Origin of the sequence: Pseudoxanthobacter sp. M-2, assembly GCF_046156265.1 — a bacterium.
GTDB lineage: Bacteria > Pseudomonadota > Alphaproteobacteria > Rhizobiales > Segnochrobactraceae > CAMDHY01.
The window spans coordinates 159,561-174,500 of sequence record NZ_JAWDIR010000043.1 but is presented as its reverse complement, the minus strand read 5'-3'; the positions used below and the strand labels follow the sequence as shown (position 1 = coordinate 174,500).

Genomic DNA, 14,940 nt, shown 5'->3' with positions numbered 1-14,940 from the left:
AAAAGGGCCGCCCGGTGGGGCGGCCCTTCGCGCTTCTGGTCCGGCGGGGTGGCCGGAAAAGGTCAGCGGTGTCGCGTCACTGCGGAGCGGTGGTGCTCTGCGTGGCCTTGCGCTGCTCCTCGATGAGGCGGTTGCGCGCCTCCTCGGCGCGGGCCTGCAACTCGCTCTCCAGCTTGTCCTGGCGGGCCTGCAGCGCGTCGGCGTCGATCGGCGGGCCGTCATAGATCTTGGTGAAGCCGGAGAGCGAAATCGGGAAGTTCACCGGCTTCGCCTGCTGGTTCAGCGTCGTCAGGACGAGCTGGTTGCCCTTCTTGAACTGGGCGATGATGGCGTCGGTGACGACCATCTCGGCATAGCAGGCGTTCGGGAAGCAGATCGAGTAGCGCGCCTGCTCCTGCTTGCCGCCGTCGACCTGAACGCGCAGGCCGGGCTGGATCAGCATCGCCGGCGGCACCGCGATCAGCAGCACCTTGCGCGATTCGCCCTCGATCTCGCGGATCGCCACCGAGGCGAGGAACTGGCCCTCGTCGGTGCGCAGTTCCTGGTTGATCAGGCAGACCTGCTTGTTCGCCTGCGGGTCCTGGTTGCAGAGCTTGATCCACTCGAGATCGGCCTGCAGCAGCGCGTCGGTGGAGGTGGCGGGTGCCGCGTCCTGCGCCTGGGCCGGGGCGAGCGCGCCGGCGACGAGCATCGCCGCGCCGCCGATCGCCGACAGGATCCTGGCCGTCCCGCGCATCTGCAAAAACTCAACCGTCATGGAAATCCCGTCCGTCCCTGTCTTGCGGTCGCCCCCGCCACGGTGGCGCGGAGGCGGTCCTCGAGTGCGTGCGCCCGCTTCGGTGCACGCATGGCGACCGAACGCGGCGACAGCATGGCGGGCCGATCCGACCCATTGTTGCGGCATCCTTACCGCTCCCCACCCGGCTTTTCCACCGTTTCCGGCGCCGTCGCGCGCATCTTCCCGGCGGCGTGGCACCAATGCCGCGGTTGCGGGCGCGGCCGCGAGCGCGCACATGGGGGAGATCGCACCGACAGCCGGAGACCGACGATGAGGACGCCCGCCGAACCGATGACCGTCGACGTCGTCTCCGATGTCGTCTGCCCGTGGTGCTATGTCGGCAAGCGCCGGCTGGAGCTCGCGCTCGAACAGGCCGAGGACATCGAGGTGGAGGTGCGCTGGCGGCCGTTCCAGCTCGATCCGACCATCCCCGAGGGCGGCGTCGACCGGGAAGACTATTTCCGCGAGAAGTTCGGCGACCTCGGCCGCGTCGCCGCCATCCACGAGCGCCTGAAGGAGCTCGGCGAAGGCGTCGGCATCCGCTTCGCCTTCGAGCGCATCGCCCGCACGCCGAACACCCTCGACGCCCACCGGCTGATTCGCTGGGCCTCGATCGAGGGCGCCGGCGAGGAGGTGGTCGAGAAGCTGTTCAGCCTGTTCTTCGAGGACGCCGCCGACCTCGGCGACATCGACGTGCTGGTCGAGGCTGCGGTCGCGGCCGGCCTGCCGGGCGATCTCGTGCGCCGGCTGCTCGAGAGCGACGCCGACCGCGACGAGGTGCGCGAGGAGATCGCCACCGTCCAGCGCATGGGCGTCACCGGTGTGCCGTGCTTCATCATCGACGGCCGCTATGCCGTGATGGGCGCGCAGGAGCCCGAGGCGATCGTCGCGGCGCTGCGTCAGGCCCGCGACGAACGCGACGGGCTCGTCGAGCGCGAGTGACCGCGCGGCGGCGGCCCCTTCGGGGGCAACCGAGGCGGCACTTTGGGCGGCGGCCCCTTCGGGGGCGGCGCCTGTGAAACTGACGGCTTCGGCGGCGCGATCGTCTGCGGCGTGCTGGCGGTCTCGTCGGCGAGACGCGCCAGCCGGATCATGATCGAGGCCGTGCCCTTCAGGCGGTCATCGGCGGTCGTCCAGTCGCGCGACAGCACCACCTTCTGGTCCGGCCGGATCTTGGCGAGCGAGCCCTGCTCGGCGATGTAGCGGACAAGGCCGACGGAATTCGCGAACACGCCGTCACGGAAGGTGATGACGACGCCCTTCGGGCCGGCGTCGATCTTCTCGACGTTGGCCTTGCGGCACAGCCCCTTGATGAAGACGATCTTCAGGAGGTGCTCGACCTCATCCGGCAGCGGGCCGAAGCGGTCGACGAGCTCGGCGGCGAAGCCGTCGATGTCCGTCGTCTCGACGAGGTCGGCGAGGCGGCGATAGAGGTTGAGGCGCAGCTGCAGGTCCGGGACGTAAGTCTCTGGAATCATGACCGGCGTGCCGACCGAGATCTGCGGCGACCACGGCTCGTCGATGGTATCCTCGCCACCCGCCTTGAGGGTCGCGACCGCCTCCTCCAGCATCGACTGGTAGAGCTCGTAGCCGACCTCCTTGACGTGGCCGGACTGTTCCTCGCCGAGGAGGTTTCCGGAGCCGCGGATGTCGAGGTCGTGGCTGGCGAGCTGGAAGCCGGCCCCGAGCGTGTCGAGCGACTGCAGCACCTTGAGGCGGCGCTCGGCCGTGGCGGTGAGCTTGCGGTCGGCCGGCACGGTGAAGAGCGCATAGGCCCGCGTCTTCGAGCGGCCGACGCGACCGCGCAGCTGGTAGAGCTGCGCGAGGCCGAACATGTCGGCGCGGTGGACGATAAGCGTGTTGGCGGTCGGCACATCGAGGCCGGATTCGACAATCGAGGTGGAGAGCAGCACGTCGTACTGGCCTTCGTAGAAGGCGTTCATCACGTCCTCGAGCTCGGTCGCCGCCATCTGGCCGTGGGCGACGGCGACCTTCAGCTCCGGCACCGCCTGGTCGAGGAACTCCTTGCGCTCGGCGAGGTCGGAGACGCGCGGGCAGACATAGAAGGCCTGGCCGCCGCGGAAGCGCTCGCGCAGCAGCGCCTCGCGGACGACGAGCGGGTCGAACGGTGTGATGAAGGTGCGCACCGCCAGCCGGTCGACCGGGGGCGTCGCGATCAGCGACAGCTCGCGCACGCCGGTAAGCGCCAGCTGCAGCGTGCGCGGGATCGGCGTGGCGGTGAGCGTCAGCACGTGGACGTCGGCCTTGATCTCCTTCAGCCGCTCCTTGTGCTTGACGCCGAAGTGCTGCTCCTCGTCGACGATGAGGAGGCCGAGGTCGCGGAACTTGACGCCCTTGGCGAGCAGAGCGTGGGTGCCGACGGCGATGTCGATGTCGCCGCTCTCGATGCCCGCGCGCACCTCCGCCTGCTCCTTCGAGCCGACGAGGCGCGACAGCTGCGCGACCTTCACCGGCAGGCCCTGGAAGCGGTTGGCGAAGGACTTGTAGTGCTGGCGGGCGAGCAGCGTCGTCGGCACCAGCACGGCGACCTGGCGACCGGACATGGCGGCGACGAAGGCGGCCCTGAGCGCCACTTCCGTCTTGCCGAAGCCGACGTCGCCGCAGACGAGGCGGTCCATCGGCCGGCCGGCGGCGAGATCCTCGGTGACGGCCTCGATAGCGGCGAGCTGGTCGTCGGTCTCGTCGTACTGGAAGCGCGCGGCGAACTCACCCGTGAGGCCGTCCGGCGGGGTCAGCGCCGGCGCGACCTTCAGGAGGCGGGCGGCGGCCGTCTTGATGAGGCCGTCGGCGATCTCGCGGATGCGCTTCTTGACCCGCGCCTTGCGCGCCTGCCAGGCGCCGCCGCCGAGCTTGTCGAGGGTCGCCTCGGTCTCTTCCGAGCCGTAGCGCGTCAGGAGCTCGATGTTCTCGACCGGCAGGAACAGCTTGTCGCCGCCGGCATAGACGAGCTCGAGGCAGTCGTGCGGGGCGCCGGCCGCCTGCAGCGTCTTCAGCCCGACGAAGCGGCCGATGCCGTGATCGACGTGGACGACGAGATCGCCCTCGGCGAGGCTCGTCGCCTCCGACAAGACGTCGGCGCCGCTGGCGCGACGGCGGCGCGGCCGCACCAGCCGGTCGCCGAGGATGTCCTGCTCGCCGATGAAGGCGAGCTCGTCGGTCTCGAAGCCGTGCTCGAAGCCGAGGACCGCGAGAGTGATGGTGGAGCGCGGTGTCGCCGGCACCTCGCCCCAGCCGTCGACCTTCTGCATGCCGCCGAGGCCGTGATCGCCGAGCACCTGGCCGAGCCGGTCGCGCGAGCCGGCGCTCCAGGCGGCGAGCACGACGCGCTTCTTGGCCTGGCGCAGCGTGACGATGTGCTTGACGGCGGCGTCGAAGACGTTGTCGCCGGCCGAGCGCTCGGCGGCGAAGCTGTGGCCGACGCGGCCGCCGAGATCGACGATGCGCTTCGTCGAGGTCGGCGGCTGCGCGAACGGCGACAGCCGGAACAGCGGCCGGCCGGCGAGTGCCGCGCCCCAGGCGTTGGCGTCGAGATAGAGCGCGCCCGGCTCGATCGGCCGGTAAGGCACCTCCGCCCTCGCCGTCTCCAGCGTCATGCGGCGGGAATCGTAGTGATCGCGGGCGGTCTTGATGCGCTCGGCGAAGGCGTCGTCGGCGAGATAGTCGACAACGACGGGCGCCTCGCCGATCAGGTCGAAGACGGTACCGAGGCGCTCGTGGAAGAGCGGCAGCCAGTGCTCGAGGCCGGGAAAGCGCCGGCCCTCGCTGACGGACTGGAACAGCGCGTCGTTGCGATCGGGCGCACCGAAGGCGGCCATGTAGCCCTGCCGGAAGCGGCGGATCGTGTCCGGCGACAGCACGACCTCGCTCATCGGCACGAGCTCGATGCGGGTCAGTTGCCCGGTGGTGCGCTGCGTCTCGGCATCGAAGGCGCGGATTGAGTCGAGGGTGTCGCCGAAGAAGTCGACGCGCACCGGCGCCTCGGCACCCGGCGCGAACAGGTCGACGATGCCGCCGCGCACGGCATATTCGCCGAAGTCGCGGACGGTCGCGGTGCGCAGGAAGCCGTTGTCCTCGAGCCAGCGTACCAGGATGGCGAGATCGACGCGATTGCCGACCGCCGCCGCGAACACGCCCGATGCCAGCACGTCGACGGTGGGGACGCGCTGGGCCACCGCATTGACGGTGGTGAGCAGCACGCGCGGCTTCTTGGAGGGCTGCGCCAGCGCCGACAGCGACGCCATCCGGCGGGCCGCCACAACCGCGCTCGGCGAGACGCGGTCATAGGGCATGCAGTCCCAGGCCGGCAAAGCGAGCGTCTCGACGCCGGGGGCGAAGAAGCCCAGCGCCTGCTCGAGCCAGGCGAGGCGCTGGCCGTCGCGGGCGATCACCGCCAGCACGGTGCCGCTGCCGGCGGCGACAGCGGCCGCGCGCGCGAGATCGCCGACGACGAGGCCGTCGTGGCCGTCCGGGACGGAAGCAAGGACGGTCTCGCCGGGTGCTGCGATCAGCTTGGCGGGATCGAAGCGGATCATCGCTCCACCGCCGCCAGGCCGAGGCCGGCCCGGTGGAAGGCCATCAGGTCGCTCATCATGGCGGCGTCCGCCGCGTCCTCAGGCGCCAGGCGGCCGGTGAAGATGCCGTAGAGGAGGTCGTCCGGCGTCTCCATCAGAGCCTCGAAGGCATCGAGCTCGGCCTCGCTCATGGTGGCGAGGCGGGCATCGGCGAAGGCGCCGAGCAGGAGGTCCATCTCGCGGGTGCCGCGATGCCAGGCGCGGAAGAGCACGCGACGGCGGCGCGGGTCGAGCTCGGCGCTCGTGAGGATGGTTCCGGTCATGATCGAGGTTCTCGCGACGTTCGCGCCGCGTTCTAGCGCCGACCGGGGGAAAAGTCAGGGGGAAAGCGGGAGACCGACGTCGATGGGAGGTATGCGCTTCCGGATTACGATCGGAGCGGGCATATCCCTGACGGGAAGCTCGGGTGTGTCGCGACGCTCCCTGCCTGGATCGACGCGCAACACCTGCGCGCGGCGCGCTGATCCCGTAACGTCGCGCCCATGCGCCCGGAGATTCTCAACCCGCTGTTCCGGCCCGTCTCGTCGCTGAAGGGCGTCGGGCCGAAGCTCGGCAAGGCATTCGAACGGCTGCTCGATCCGCCCGACGGCGGCGAGCCGCTGATCGCTGACCTGCTGTTCCATCTGCCGACGGGCATCGTCGACCGGCGGCTCCGGCCGGGCGTCGCCCGGATGCCGCACGGGTCGGTGGTGACGCTGACCGTGCGCATCGACCGCCACGAGCCGCCGCGGCCGGGCTCGCGGGCGCCCTACAAGGTGTTCGGCCACGACGAGACCGGCGAGGTGGCGCTGATCTATTTCCACCCGCGCGCCGACTGGCTGGAGAAGCAGCTGCCGGTCGGCGCCGTCCGCCACGTCTCGGGCTTGGGCGAGTGGTTCAACGCGCGGGCGCAGATCGCCCACCCGGACTATGTCGTCGCCGAGGACGACCTCGCCAGCCTGCCACTGGTAGAGCCGGTCTATCCGCTCACCGAGGGCGTCGGACAGAAGAGCCTCGCGCGGGCGGTGGCGGCGGCGCTCGCGGCGGTTCCGGTGCTGCCGGAGTGGCAGGATGCGGCGTGGCTGGCGCGTCAGGGGTGGCCCGGCTTCCGCGAGTCGCTCGCCGACGTGCACGAGTTGAGGTCCGCGGGCCTCGACGGGCCGGGCCGGTCGCGCCTCGCCTATGACGAGCTTTTGGCGAGCCAGGTGGCGCTGGCGCTGGTGCGGGCGCGCCAGCGCAAGGCGGTCGGGCGGGCGCGGCCGCCGAACGGGCGGATCACGGAGAAGCTGCGCACAGCCCTGCCCTTCGCCCTCACCGGCTCGCAGGACACCGCCATCGCCGAGGTCGCCGCCGATCTCTCCGCGCCGCACCGGATGCTGCGGCTGCTGCAGGGCGACGTCGGCTCCGGCAAGACGATGGTGGCGCTGTTCGCGGCAGCGATGACCGCCGAGGCGGGCGGCCAGTCGGCGCTGATGGCACCGACGGAGCTGCTCGCGCGCCAGCACTACGCCTCGATCGCGCCTCTCGCGGAAATCGCAGGGCTGCGGGTGGCGCTGCTGACCGGCAAGGACCGCGGCCGCGATCGGCAGGCGGCGCTCGCCGGCCTCGCCGACGGCACGATCGACGTCGCCATCGGCACGCACGCGCTGTTCCAGACCGGCGTGGCGTTCGCCGATCTGGCGCTCGCCGTCGTCGACGAGCAGCACCGCTTCGGCGTCCACCAGCGCCTGGCGCTGACCTCGAAGGGCGCCGGCGTCGACGTGCTGGTGATGACGGCGACGCCGATTCCGCGGACGCTGGTGCTGTCGCTGTTCGGCGACATGGACGTGTCGCGGCTTACGGAGAAGCCCGCCGGTCGCCGCCCGATCGACACCCGCACGGTGCCGTTCGAGCGGATGGAGGAGCTCGTCGAGCGCCTCGCGGTGGCCACTGCCGAGGGCCAGAAGGCCTATTGGGTGTGTCCGCTGGTGGAGGAGAGCGAGCTCGTCGACCTGTCGGCCGCCGAGGAGCGCTTCACGGCGCTGAAGGCGCGCTTCGGCGGGATGGTCGGGCTGGTGCACGGGCGGATGTCGACGGCCGAGAAGGACGCGGCGATGGCGGCCTTCCGCTCCGGCGAGACGCGCATCCTCGTCGCCACCACCGTCATCGAGGTGGGCGTCGACGTGCCGGACGCGACGATCATCGTCATCGAGCACGCCGAGCGCTTCGGCCTCGCGCAGCTGCACCAGCTGCGCGGCCGCGTCGGCCGCAGCGACCGGGCCTCGGTGTGCCTGCTGCTTTATCGCGGACCGCTGGGCGAGACGGCGAAGGCGCGGCTCGCGGTGCTGCGCGACAGCGACGACGGCTTCCGCATCGCCGAGGAGGACCTGAAGTTGCGCGGCGAAGGCGAACTGCTGGGCACTCGCCAGAGCGGCAGCCCGGGCCTCCGCATCGCCGATCTGGCGTTGCACGCCGAGCTGGTCGAGGCGGCGCGGGACGATGCACGGCTGATCCTGGCGACCGATCCCGAGCTCGCCGGCCCGCGCGGGCAGGCGCTGCGCGTGCTGCTGCACCTGTTCCGGCGCGATGCGGCGGTGCGGCTGCTGCGGTCGGGGTGAGCTACTCGGCCGCCGCCGGCAGCGCCGCCGCCACGGGAACGGGTGGTACGGGCTGCACGCTGCCGGGCTTGTCGCCGGGCATGACGAGGCCAGCGGAGATGACGAGCTTCGCCGCCTCCTCGACGGTCATGTCGAGCTCGAGGATCTCCGAGCGGCGCACATAGAGAAGGAAGCCGGACGTCGGGTTCGGCGTCGTCGGCAGGAACACCGAGACGACGTCGTCGTCGCCGGGCAGCTTTTCGGCGACCTCGCCGCGGGCGGTGGACGAGATGAACACGATCGACCACAGGCCGAGCCGCGGATACTCGATCAGGCCGGCTTTCTTGAAGGAGTTGTCCGAGCGCGTCAGCACCGTCTGGAAGATCTGTTGCAATCCCCGGTAGAGATTGCGCACCAGCGGCATGCGGTCGAGGGCATGCTCGCCGACCCTCAGCAACGAGCGGCCGACGAAGTTCGCGGTGAGGAAGCCGAGGAGCGTCAGCGCGGCGAGGGCGAACAGGAGGCCGACGCCGGGGACCGAGAACTCGAGATAGGCGTCGGGGTTGTAACCGGCCGGGATCAGCGGTTTCACGATGGTGTCCACCCAGTGGATGAACGACCACGTCAGATAGAACGTGATGCCGAGCGGCCCGGCGACGATGATGCCGGTGAGGAAATAGTTGCGCAGGCGCGTCATCGCTGTCCCGTCGGCTCGGCCACGACCCCGACCTCCATGCAATCGCCCGGCCACCCAAATGGCAAGGCGAACCTTCGCAGGGGCCGCTATGCCGCGGCGACGGCGCTATTCCACCGTGACGGATTTGGCGAGGTTGCGCGGCTGGTCGACGTCGGTGCCGTTCACCACCGCCGTGTGGTAGGCGATCAGCTGGATCGGCACCGCATAGACGAGCGGGGTCACCTCCTCGGGCATGTCCGGCAGCACCAGCGTCTCGGCCGGATCTAGGCCGGCGTTACGCCGCCCTTCCGCATCGGTGAGGAGGATGATGCGGCCGCCGCGGGCGGCGACCTCCTGCATGTTCGAGGCGGTCTTCTCGAACAGGCGGTCGGACGGGGCGATGACGACCACCGGCACCTTCTCGTCGACGAGCGCGATCGGGCCGTGCTTGAGTTCGCCCGCCGCATTGCCTTCGGCGTGGATGTAGCTGATTTCTTTCAGCTTCAAGGCGCCCTCGAGGGCGATCGGGTAGCTCAGGCCACGGCCGATGTAGAGGACGTCGGCCGAGCGGTGGATGCGGCGGGCGAGTGCCTCGATCTGCGGTTCCAGACGCAGCGCCTGCGCCATCAGACGCGGCACCTCCGACAGCGCCCGCACCAGCCGCGCCTCCTCCGCCGCGTCGACCCGGCCCCGGGCCTTGCCCGCGACGATCGCGAGCGAGGCGAGCACGGCGAGCTGGCAGGTGAAGGCCTTGGTCGAGGCGACGCCGATCTCGGGCCCGGCGAGCGTCTTGAAGACGGCGCCGGCCTCGCGGGCGATCGTCGAGGTGGTGACGTTGACGATGGCGGCGATCGGGCTGCCGCCGTCCTTGCAGTAGCGCAGGCTTGCGAGCGTGTCGGCGGTCTCGCCGGACTGCGAGACGACGAGGGCGAGGTCGCCGGGCAGGATCGGCGCCTCGCGGTAGCGGAACTCGGAGGCGACGTCGATCTCGACGGGGATGCCGGCGATGCGCTCGAACCAGTACTTGCCGACGAGGCCGGCATAGAAGGCGGTGCCACAGGCGGTGATGGTGATGCGCTTGACGTCGGCGAAGTCGAAGGCGAGGTCGTCGAGGGGGCGCACCGTCTCGGTGGCGAAGTCGAGATAGTGGGCGAGCGTGTGGCCGACGACCTCCGGCTGCTCGTGGATCTCCTTCGCCATGAAGTGGCGGTAGTTGCCCTTGTCGACGAGGAAAGCGCTCGCCGCGGCGACCACGACGGGGCGCTCCACCGGCCGGTCGTGCTCGTCGAAGATCTCGACGTTCTCCCGCGTCAGCACCGCCCAGTCGCCGTCGTCGAGATAGACGACGCGGCTCGTGAACGGGGCGAGCGCGATGGCGTCGGAGCCGAGATAGACCTCGCCGGTGCCGAGGCCGATGGCGAGCGGAGAGCCGCGACGGGCGGCGAGGAGGAGGTCCTCCTCGCCCTTGACGATGGCGGCGAGCGCGAAGGCGCCGCGCAGCCGCTTCAGCGCCTGTCCCATCGCCGCGCGCGGCGAAAGTCCCTCGGCGAGGCCACGGGTGATGAGGTGCGCGACGACCTCGGTGTCGGTATCGCTCTCGAACTTGGCGCCGCCGGCGACGAGCTCGTCCTTGAGCTCGCGGAAGTTCTCGATGATGCCGTTGTGGACGACGGCGACGCGGTCGGTGGCGTGCGGATGGGCGTTACGCTCGGTCGGCGCGCCGTGGGTCGCCCAGCGGGTGTGGCCGATGCCGGCGGTGCCGGTGAGGGGCGCACGGTCGAGGGAGGCCTCGAGGTTCTTGAGCTTGCCCTCGGCGCGCCGGCGGGTGAGATCGCCGTGCTCCAGCACGGCGACGCCGGCCGAATCGTAGCCGCGGTATTCGAGCCGCTTCAGCGATTCGACGATGCGCTCCGCCACCGGCCGCGTGCCGAGGATGCCGACGATGCCGCACATGGACGCGTTCCCCGTACCGTTTCCGTTCCGCCGTCGGTGTAGAGGAGCGGACGGCCGGCCGCCAATCAAACTCGGTGTCGGTTTGTGACCGCTCGGCAGCACTTTGCGCCACCGCCTCTTGCTAGTGTGTGGACGAGCAGCGGCGCTCCGCGTGCCGCTGTCCGCCCGCCCTGCCCTTTTCCCCCACGCGATCGGAAGCGATGCCAACGTTCAGCCCGGCCGGCGACTTCTTCCTGATCCTCGCGGCGGTGTCGGTCGTCGCCGTGCTTCTCCACCTCGCCTTCTACCTTCCACGGCTGCGCGGCGAGGACGGCAAGTCGAAGCCGAGCGAGAACCTCCAGGGTGTCTTCGGCGGCATGTTCGCCCTGTCGATGGCGTTCCTGGCGAACGCCACCTGGGCGACGGACGACCGGGCCCGGGAGGCGGTGAACGCGGAGGCCCGCAGCATCCGCCTGATGGAGATCTATTCGGCTCCGCTCGGCCAGGCTCTCAACCAGGACCTCGACCGCCTGCTGGCGGAATATGCCGAGGCCGCGGCGCGGGAATGGAAGGACATGGTGGACGGCCGGGCGAGCGAGGCGGCGGAGCGGGAGCTGAAGGAAGTCTACGATTTCGTCCTCGGCGGCCTGCCTGCCGACGGCTTCACGCCGCTCGTCCAGCAGCGGCTCCTCGTGACGCTCGACAGCCTCTCGGCGGCGCGTCAGCTGCGGCTGTCGATCGCCCAGGAGAGCGTGCGCGGCTGGCAGTGGTTCCTGGTCGTCGGACTGGCGCTGATCCTGATGGTCGCCGTGGCGACGGTCCACGCCGCCGTTCCGGCGGCGCGGCGTCGGGCCCTCGCCATTACCGTCGCGGCGATCACCACGATGTTCTTCGTCGTCCTCGCCTACCAGCACCCCTTCAGCGGCTTCGCGTCGCTGACGCCGGCACCAATCCTGGAGGCCGCGAAGGCGCTGCGGTGAGGGTGGGAGGATTTGAGAACAGGCAATTCTCAGCTTGAGAGTGGCACACAATCGAGGCATCCACTTGGTCTCGGCTGCAACGGCGCAATGTGGGTCGTTGGCGATGCCGCCCTCTAGGAACGGCCACAACGGGCCGCCGCATCTATGGAAGTGATCGAGACGACGCCGGGCAGCTCAGTGATCCGACTGACCGACGATGAACTCATGATGCTGAAGAACGCCATGAACGAAGTATGCAATGGCGTTCACATCGGCAATGGTTTCGAGACGCGATTGGGCGCAACGAGATCTGAGATGCGCGAGCTACTGGAAGAGCTTTACCGTCTGTACGCCTCGCAACGTCGTCGCTAACTCACTCCCCGCCCCGCTGCTTCGACCGCGCCCGGATCTCACCAGCGCGGCCTTCCTTCACGACCTGTCGGCCGCGGGCGATGGCGAGGGCATCCGGCGGGACGTCGTCGGTGATGACGCTGCCGGAGCCGACGTAGGCGCCGGCGCCAATCGTCACCGGGGCGACGAGGGCGGAGTTGGAGCCGATGAAGGCACCCGCGCCGATGTCGGTGAAGTGCTTCGACCCGCCGTCGTAGTTGCAGGTGATGGTGCCGGCGCCGACGTTGGCGGCGCGGCCGACGCGGGCGTCGCCGATGTAGGAGAGGTGGTTGAGCTTGGCGCCGTCCTCGACAGTGGCGTTCTTCACCTCGACGAAGTTGCCGACCCTGGCCCCGGCACCGATCGCCGCCCCCGGCCGCAGCCGGGCGAACGGGCCGATGCTGGCGCCGGCGGCCACCGTGGCACCTTCGAGGTGGGAGAAGGCGTGGATCACCGCCCCCTCTCCCACCGTGACGCCCGGCCCGAAGACGACGTTCGGCTCCACGAGCACATCGCGGCCGAGCACTGTGTCGGTGGAGAAGAACACGGTCTCTGGGGCGATCAGGGTGGCGCCGGCGACGAGTGCCGCGGCACGGGCACGGGCCTGGAACACCGCCTCGCAGCGGGCGAGCTGGGCGCGGTCGTTGACGCCGAGCACCTCCTCCTCGCCGGCGACGACCACCTCGACCTTGAGGCCGCGGGCGTTGGCCCCGGCGACCGCGTCGGTGAGGTAGAACTCGCGCTTGGCGTTGTCGTCGGAGATGTCGTCGAGGAGCGGCAGCACGCGGTCGCCGCGGAAGGCGAGGATGCCGGAGTTGCAGAGGCGCACCATCCGCTCGGCCGGCGAGGCCTCGCGGTCCTCGCGGATGGCGACGAGCCGGCCGCCGTCGACGATCAGCCGGCCATAGCCGGTGGGATCGGCCGCCTCGAAGCCGACGACGACGACATCGGCGCCCTCGGCGAGGCGGGTGCGGGCGGCGGCGATCGTCTCCGGCCGTACGAGGGGCGCGTCGCCGCAGAGCACGACGACGTCGTCGGCCGGCGCCTCCAGCGCCTCGCGGGCGGCGAGAACAGCGTGGGCGGTGCCACGACGCTCGACCTGAACGAAGGTCTCTGCCGCCGGCGACAATGCCTGAACGGCCGCCGTGACCTTCTCGGCGCCGTTGCCGACGACGACCGCGAGGCGTCCGGCGCCCGCAGCTTCCGCCGCGGCGACGACATGGGCGATCATCGACCGGTTGCCGACGGCATGCAGGACCTTCGGGCGCGCCGAGCGCATCCGCGTGCCTTCACCCGCCGCGAGTACCACCGCCAGGCAGCCGCGTTCGCTCATCGTCTTCTCCTTCGTCCTCGCCGACCCGCGCCGTTTGGCCGAACGGCGGCCGTCCTCGGCAGCGGAGGCGCACTTGTCCTCGCCGTCACGAGCGCGTCAAGGCGACGGCGCGCGCTTGCTCCGTCGCGGTCCCTCCCCCAAAGTGCCGACGAATTGATGGCGGCCGCGGCGCCGGCCGCATTGGTGTGACGATCACGGCGAGTCTCGTCCTGCGGCCTCTTTGCCGACGCGCGTGACGCCCGTCACAGCGTCGCCGGGGTGACCCGTTAGTCTGAATGTCTCGATTCCAGACGCCGCCCCCCGGCGTCCGCCTCTCGTCTCCGGTGCCGCCCGCGACACCGCCCCGTCCTTCCGAGTGCCGCAATGCGGTGCTTTCTCTCCCCGGTCCGAACCGGACCCCCCAAGGAGCCTTCGATGCCCCGACTTCCGCTACGCCTCGCCGGACCCAGCCTCGCCGTCCTCATCCTCGCCGGCGCGCCGGCGCTCGCGGCCGACCCCACCGGCAACGCCATCGCCGATGCGGTGATCGCGGGCATGGAGTCGGGTGGCGCCACCAACATCAGCTGGGGCGGCGTCAGCGGCGATGCCGACACCGCCACGATCACCGACCTCAAGGCGACGACGGCACCGGGCGAGAACGGCAAGACCTCGACGCTGACGATCGGCTCGCTGACGCTCGACGAGGCCTCCGTCGCCGACGGGCGCATCGAGGCCGGCGCCGTGGCGGCGACCGCGATCGCCATCAAGGAGGACGGCGGCAGCGCCGGCGTCACCATCGCGCAGATCACCGGCGCCGGCGTCGCCGGCTCGGTCGAGGACGCGGTGTCGCCGGATCTCGACACGACGCTCGGCGAGATGACCGCGACCGGCGTCGTCATCACCGTCGATGACGGCACGTCGATCCCGATCGAGACCGTCGAGGTGAAGACCGGCGACGTCGTCGACGGCACGCCCCGCGAGATGTCGTTCGCCGCCGACAACATCGTCATCGACGTCGCCAAGCTGCCCGACGAGGACACGAAGGCGCAGCTGACCCGCCTCGGCTACGACACCCTGAAGCTGTCGCTGGTGCTGGCCGGCGGCTGGGACGCCGACGAGGAGAGCCTGACCGTCGAGGAGATCACCATCTCTGGAGACGCCATGGGCTCGCTGTCGCTCTATGCGAGCCTCGGCGGTCTCACCGAGGAGGTGATGGCGCAGCTGAAGGCCGACGGCAACGACGATCAGAAGATGCAGTTGCTGCAGGGCCTGACGGTTGAGGAGCTCGAGATTTCCTTCGAGAACCAGTCGGTGGTGAACCGCCTGATCGACGCGCAGGCGAAGGACGCCGGCACCACGCCGGAGGCCCTCGTCGACCAGCTGACCCAGGCGCTGCCGCAGATGCTGCAGATGATCGGCAACCCCGACTTCGAAGGCAAGGTGGCGGCCGCCGCCACCGCCTTCCTGAAGGCGCCGCAGAACCTGACGATCACCGCGGCACCCGCCCAGCCGGTGCCGATCGCCCAGCTCGTCGGTACCGCGATGATGGCGCCGCAGTCTCTGCCGACGGTGCTCAACGTGACGGTCGACGCCAACCAGTGATAGCATGGCGGGCGCCGCCCTTCGGCGCCCGCCACGGCCCCCTCGCCTGCCGCCGCGACCTGACGACAACCGCGGCCGCACGCGTCGGCAGAAGCGACTTCACCGCCGCTACGATCCGCCTTCCCCTCCAAGACCTCTGCGAGA

General features: G+C 70.5%; 11 protein-coding genes. 5 read left to right on the top strand and 6 right to left on the bottom strand.

Going from position 1 to position 14,940, the window contains the following annotated elements; all coding sequences use genetic code 11:
• Positions 1-76 precede the first annotated feature (76 nt).
• On the bottom strand, positions 77-757 hold the full coding sequence (locus tag RUR49_RS18450; RefSeq protein WP_409147870.1) for an invasion associated locus B family protein: 681 nt from the start codon (positions 755-757) through the stop codon (positions 77-79).
• A gap of 291 nt (positions 758-1,048) precedes the next feature.
• On the opposite strand from RUR49_RS18450, the gene RUR49_RS18445 reads away from it, so the two are divergent.
• Positions 1,049-1,720: a DsbA family oxidoreductase gene (locus RUR49_RS18445; protein WP_409147869.1), complete on the top strand. Its 672-nt coding sequence runs from the start codon at positions 1,049-1,051 to the stop codon at positions 1,718-1,720.
• Here RUR49_RS18445 and mfd read toward each other — a convergent pair.
• Positions 1,678-5,331, bottom strand: a complete 3,654-nt coding sequence (gene mfd, locus RUR49_RS18440) for a transcription-repair coupling factor (RefSeq protein WP_409147868.1) — start codon at positions 5,329-5,331, stop codon at positions 1,678-1,680. The genes RUR49_RS18445 and mfd overlap by 43 nt on opposite strands.
• Positions 5,328-5,633, bottom strand: coding sequence for a succinate dehydrogenase assembly factor 2 (locus RUR49_RS18435; RefSeq protein ID WP_409147867.1), 306 nt, complete (start codon positions 5,631-5,633; stop codon positions 5,328-5,330). The genes mfd and RUR49_RS18435 overlap by 4 nt, the downstream gene beginning before the upstream one ends.
• 219 nt (positions 5,634-5,852) lie before the next feature.
• Here RUR49_RS18435 and recG point away from each other — a divergent pair, with 219 nt between their 5' ends.
• Positions 5,853-7,946 (top strand): ATP-dependent DNA helicase RecG, encoded by a 2,094-nt coding sequence (recG, locus tag RUR49_RS18430; RefSeq protein ID WP_409147866.1) that lies wholly within the window; start codon positions 5,853-5,855, stop codon positions 7,944-7,946.
• A 1-nt stretch (position 7,947) separates the two neighbouring features.
• Here the strand turns inward: recG and RUR49_RS18425 are convergent, their stop codons facing one another.
• The gene (locus RUR49_RS18425) at positions 7,948-8,622 is read right to left on the bottom strand and encodes a DUF502 domain-containing protein (RefSeq protein WP_409147865.1); all 675 of its coding nucleotides are present in this window, start codon (positions 8,620-8,622) and stop codon (positions 7,948-7,950) included.
• Positions 8,623-8,727: 105 nt separating this feature from the next.
• Entirely contained in the window at positions 8,728-10,554 is a 1,827-nt protein-coding gene (glmS, locus tag RUR49_RS18420; RefSeq protein ID WP_409147864.1) for a glutamine--fructose-6-phosphate transaminase (isomerizing), read from the bottom strand.
• A 200-nt stretch (positions 10,555-10,754) separates the two neighbouring features.
• On the opposite strand from glmS, the gene RUR49_RS18415 reads away from it, so the two are divergent.
• Both RUR49_RS18415 and RUR49_RS18410 read left to right on the top strand, forming a co-directional pair.
• Positions 10,755-11,513, top strand: a complete 759-nt coding sequence (locus tag RUR49_RS18415) for a hypothetical protein (RefSeq protein ID WP_409147863.1) — start codon at positions 10,755-10,757, stop codon at positions 11,511-11,513.
• Between the two features lie 144 nt (positions 11,514-11,657).
• Complete coding sequence (locus tag RUR49_RS18410) at positions 11,658-11,864, top strand: hypothetical protein (RefSeq protein WP_409147862.1); 207 nt, start codon at positions 11,658-11,660, stop codon at positions 11,862-11,864.
• A 1-nt stretch (position 11,865) separates the two neighbouring features.
• On the opposite strand, the gene glmU is transcribed toward RUR49_RS18410, so the two are convergent.
• The gene (gene glmU / locus RUR49_RS18405) at positions 11,866-13,215 is read right to left on the bottom strand and encodes a bifunctional UDP-N-acetylglucosamine diphosphorylase/glucosamine-1-phosphate N-acetyltransferase GlmU (RefSeq protein WP_409147861.1); all 1,350 of its coding nucleotides are present in this window, start codon (positions 13,213-13,215) and stop codon (positions 11,866-11,868) included.
• Positions 13,216-13,629: 414 nt separating this feature from the next.
• Between glmU and RUR49_RS18400 the strand changes: the two genes are divergently transcribed.
• Positions 13,630-14,796: a hypothetical protein gene (locus RUR49_RS18400; protein ID WP_409147860.1), complete on the top strand. Its 1,167-nt coding sequence runs from the start codon at positions 13,630-13,632 to the stop codon at positions 14,794-14,796.
• The last annotated feature ends 144 nt before the right edge of the window (positions 14,797-14,940 follow it).

What these genes read in the sequence shown, in the direction of transcription:
- RUR49_RS18450 (WP_409147870.1), bottom strand. Translation starts at nt 757, where the DNA reads ATGACGGTTGAGTTTTTGCAGATGCGCGGGACGGCCAGGATCCTGTCG.
- RUR49_RS18445 (WP_409147869.1), top strand. Translation starts at nt 1,049, where the DNA reads ATGAGGACGCCCGCCGAACCGATGACCGTCGACGTCGTCTCCGATGTC.
- mfd (WP_409147868.1), bottom strand. Translation starts at nt 5,331, where the DNA reads ATGATCCGCTTCGATCCCGCCAAGCTGATCGCAGCACCCGGCGAGACC.
- RUR49_RS18435 (WP_409147867.1), bottom strand. Translation starts at nt 5,633, where the DNA reads ATGACCGGAACCATCCTCACGAGCGCCGAGCTCGACCCGCGCCGCCGT.
- recG (WP_409147866.1), top strand. Translation starts at nt 5,853, where the DNA reads ATGCGCCCGGAGATTCTCAACCCGCTGTTCCGGCCCGTCTCGTCGCTG.
- RUR49_RS18425 (WP_409147865.1), bottom strand. Translation starts at nt 8,622, where the DNA reads ATGACGCGCCTGCGCAACTATTTCCTCACCGGCATCATCGTCGCCGGG.
- glmS (WP_409147864.1), bottom strand. Translation starts at nt 10,554, where the DNA reads ATGTGCGGCATCGTCGGCATCCTCGGCACGCGGCCGGTGGCGGAGCGC.
- RUR49_RS18415 (WP_409147863.1), top strand. Translation starts at nt 10,755, where the DNA reads ATGCCAACGTTCAGCCCGGCCGGCGACTTCTTCCTGATCCTCGCGGCG.
- RUR49_RS18410 (WP_409147862.1), top strand. Translation starts at nt 11,658, where the DNA reads ATGGAAGTGATCGAGACGACGCCGGGCAGCTCAGTGATCCGACTGACC.
- glmU (WP_409147861.1), bottom strand. Translation starts at nt 13,215, where the DNA reads ATGAGCGAACGCGGCTGCCTGGCGGTGGTACTCGCGGCGGGTGAAGGC.
- RUR49_RS18400 (WP_409147860.1), top strand. Translation starts at nt 13,630, where the DNA reads ATGCCCCGACTTCCGCTACGCCTCGCCGGACCCAGCCTCGCCGTCCTC.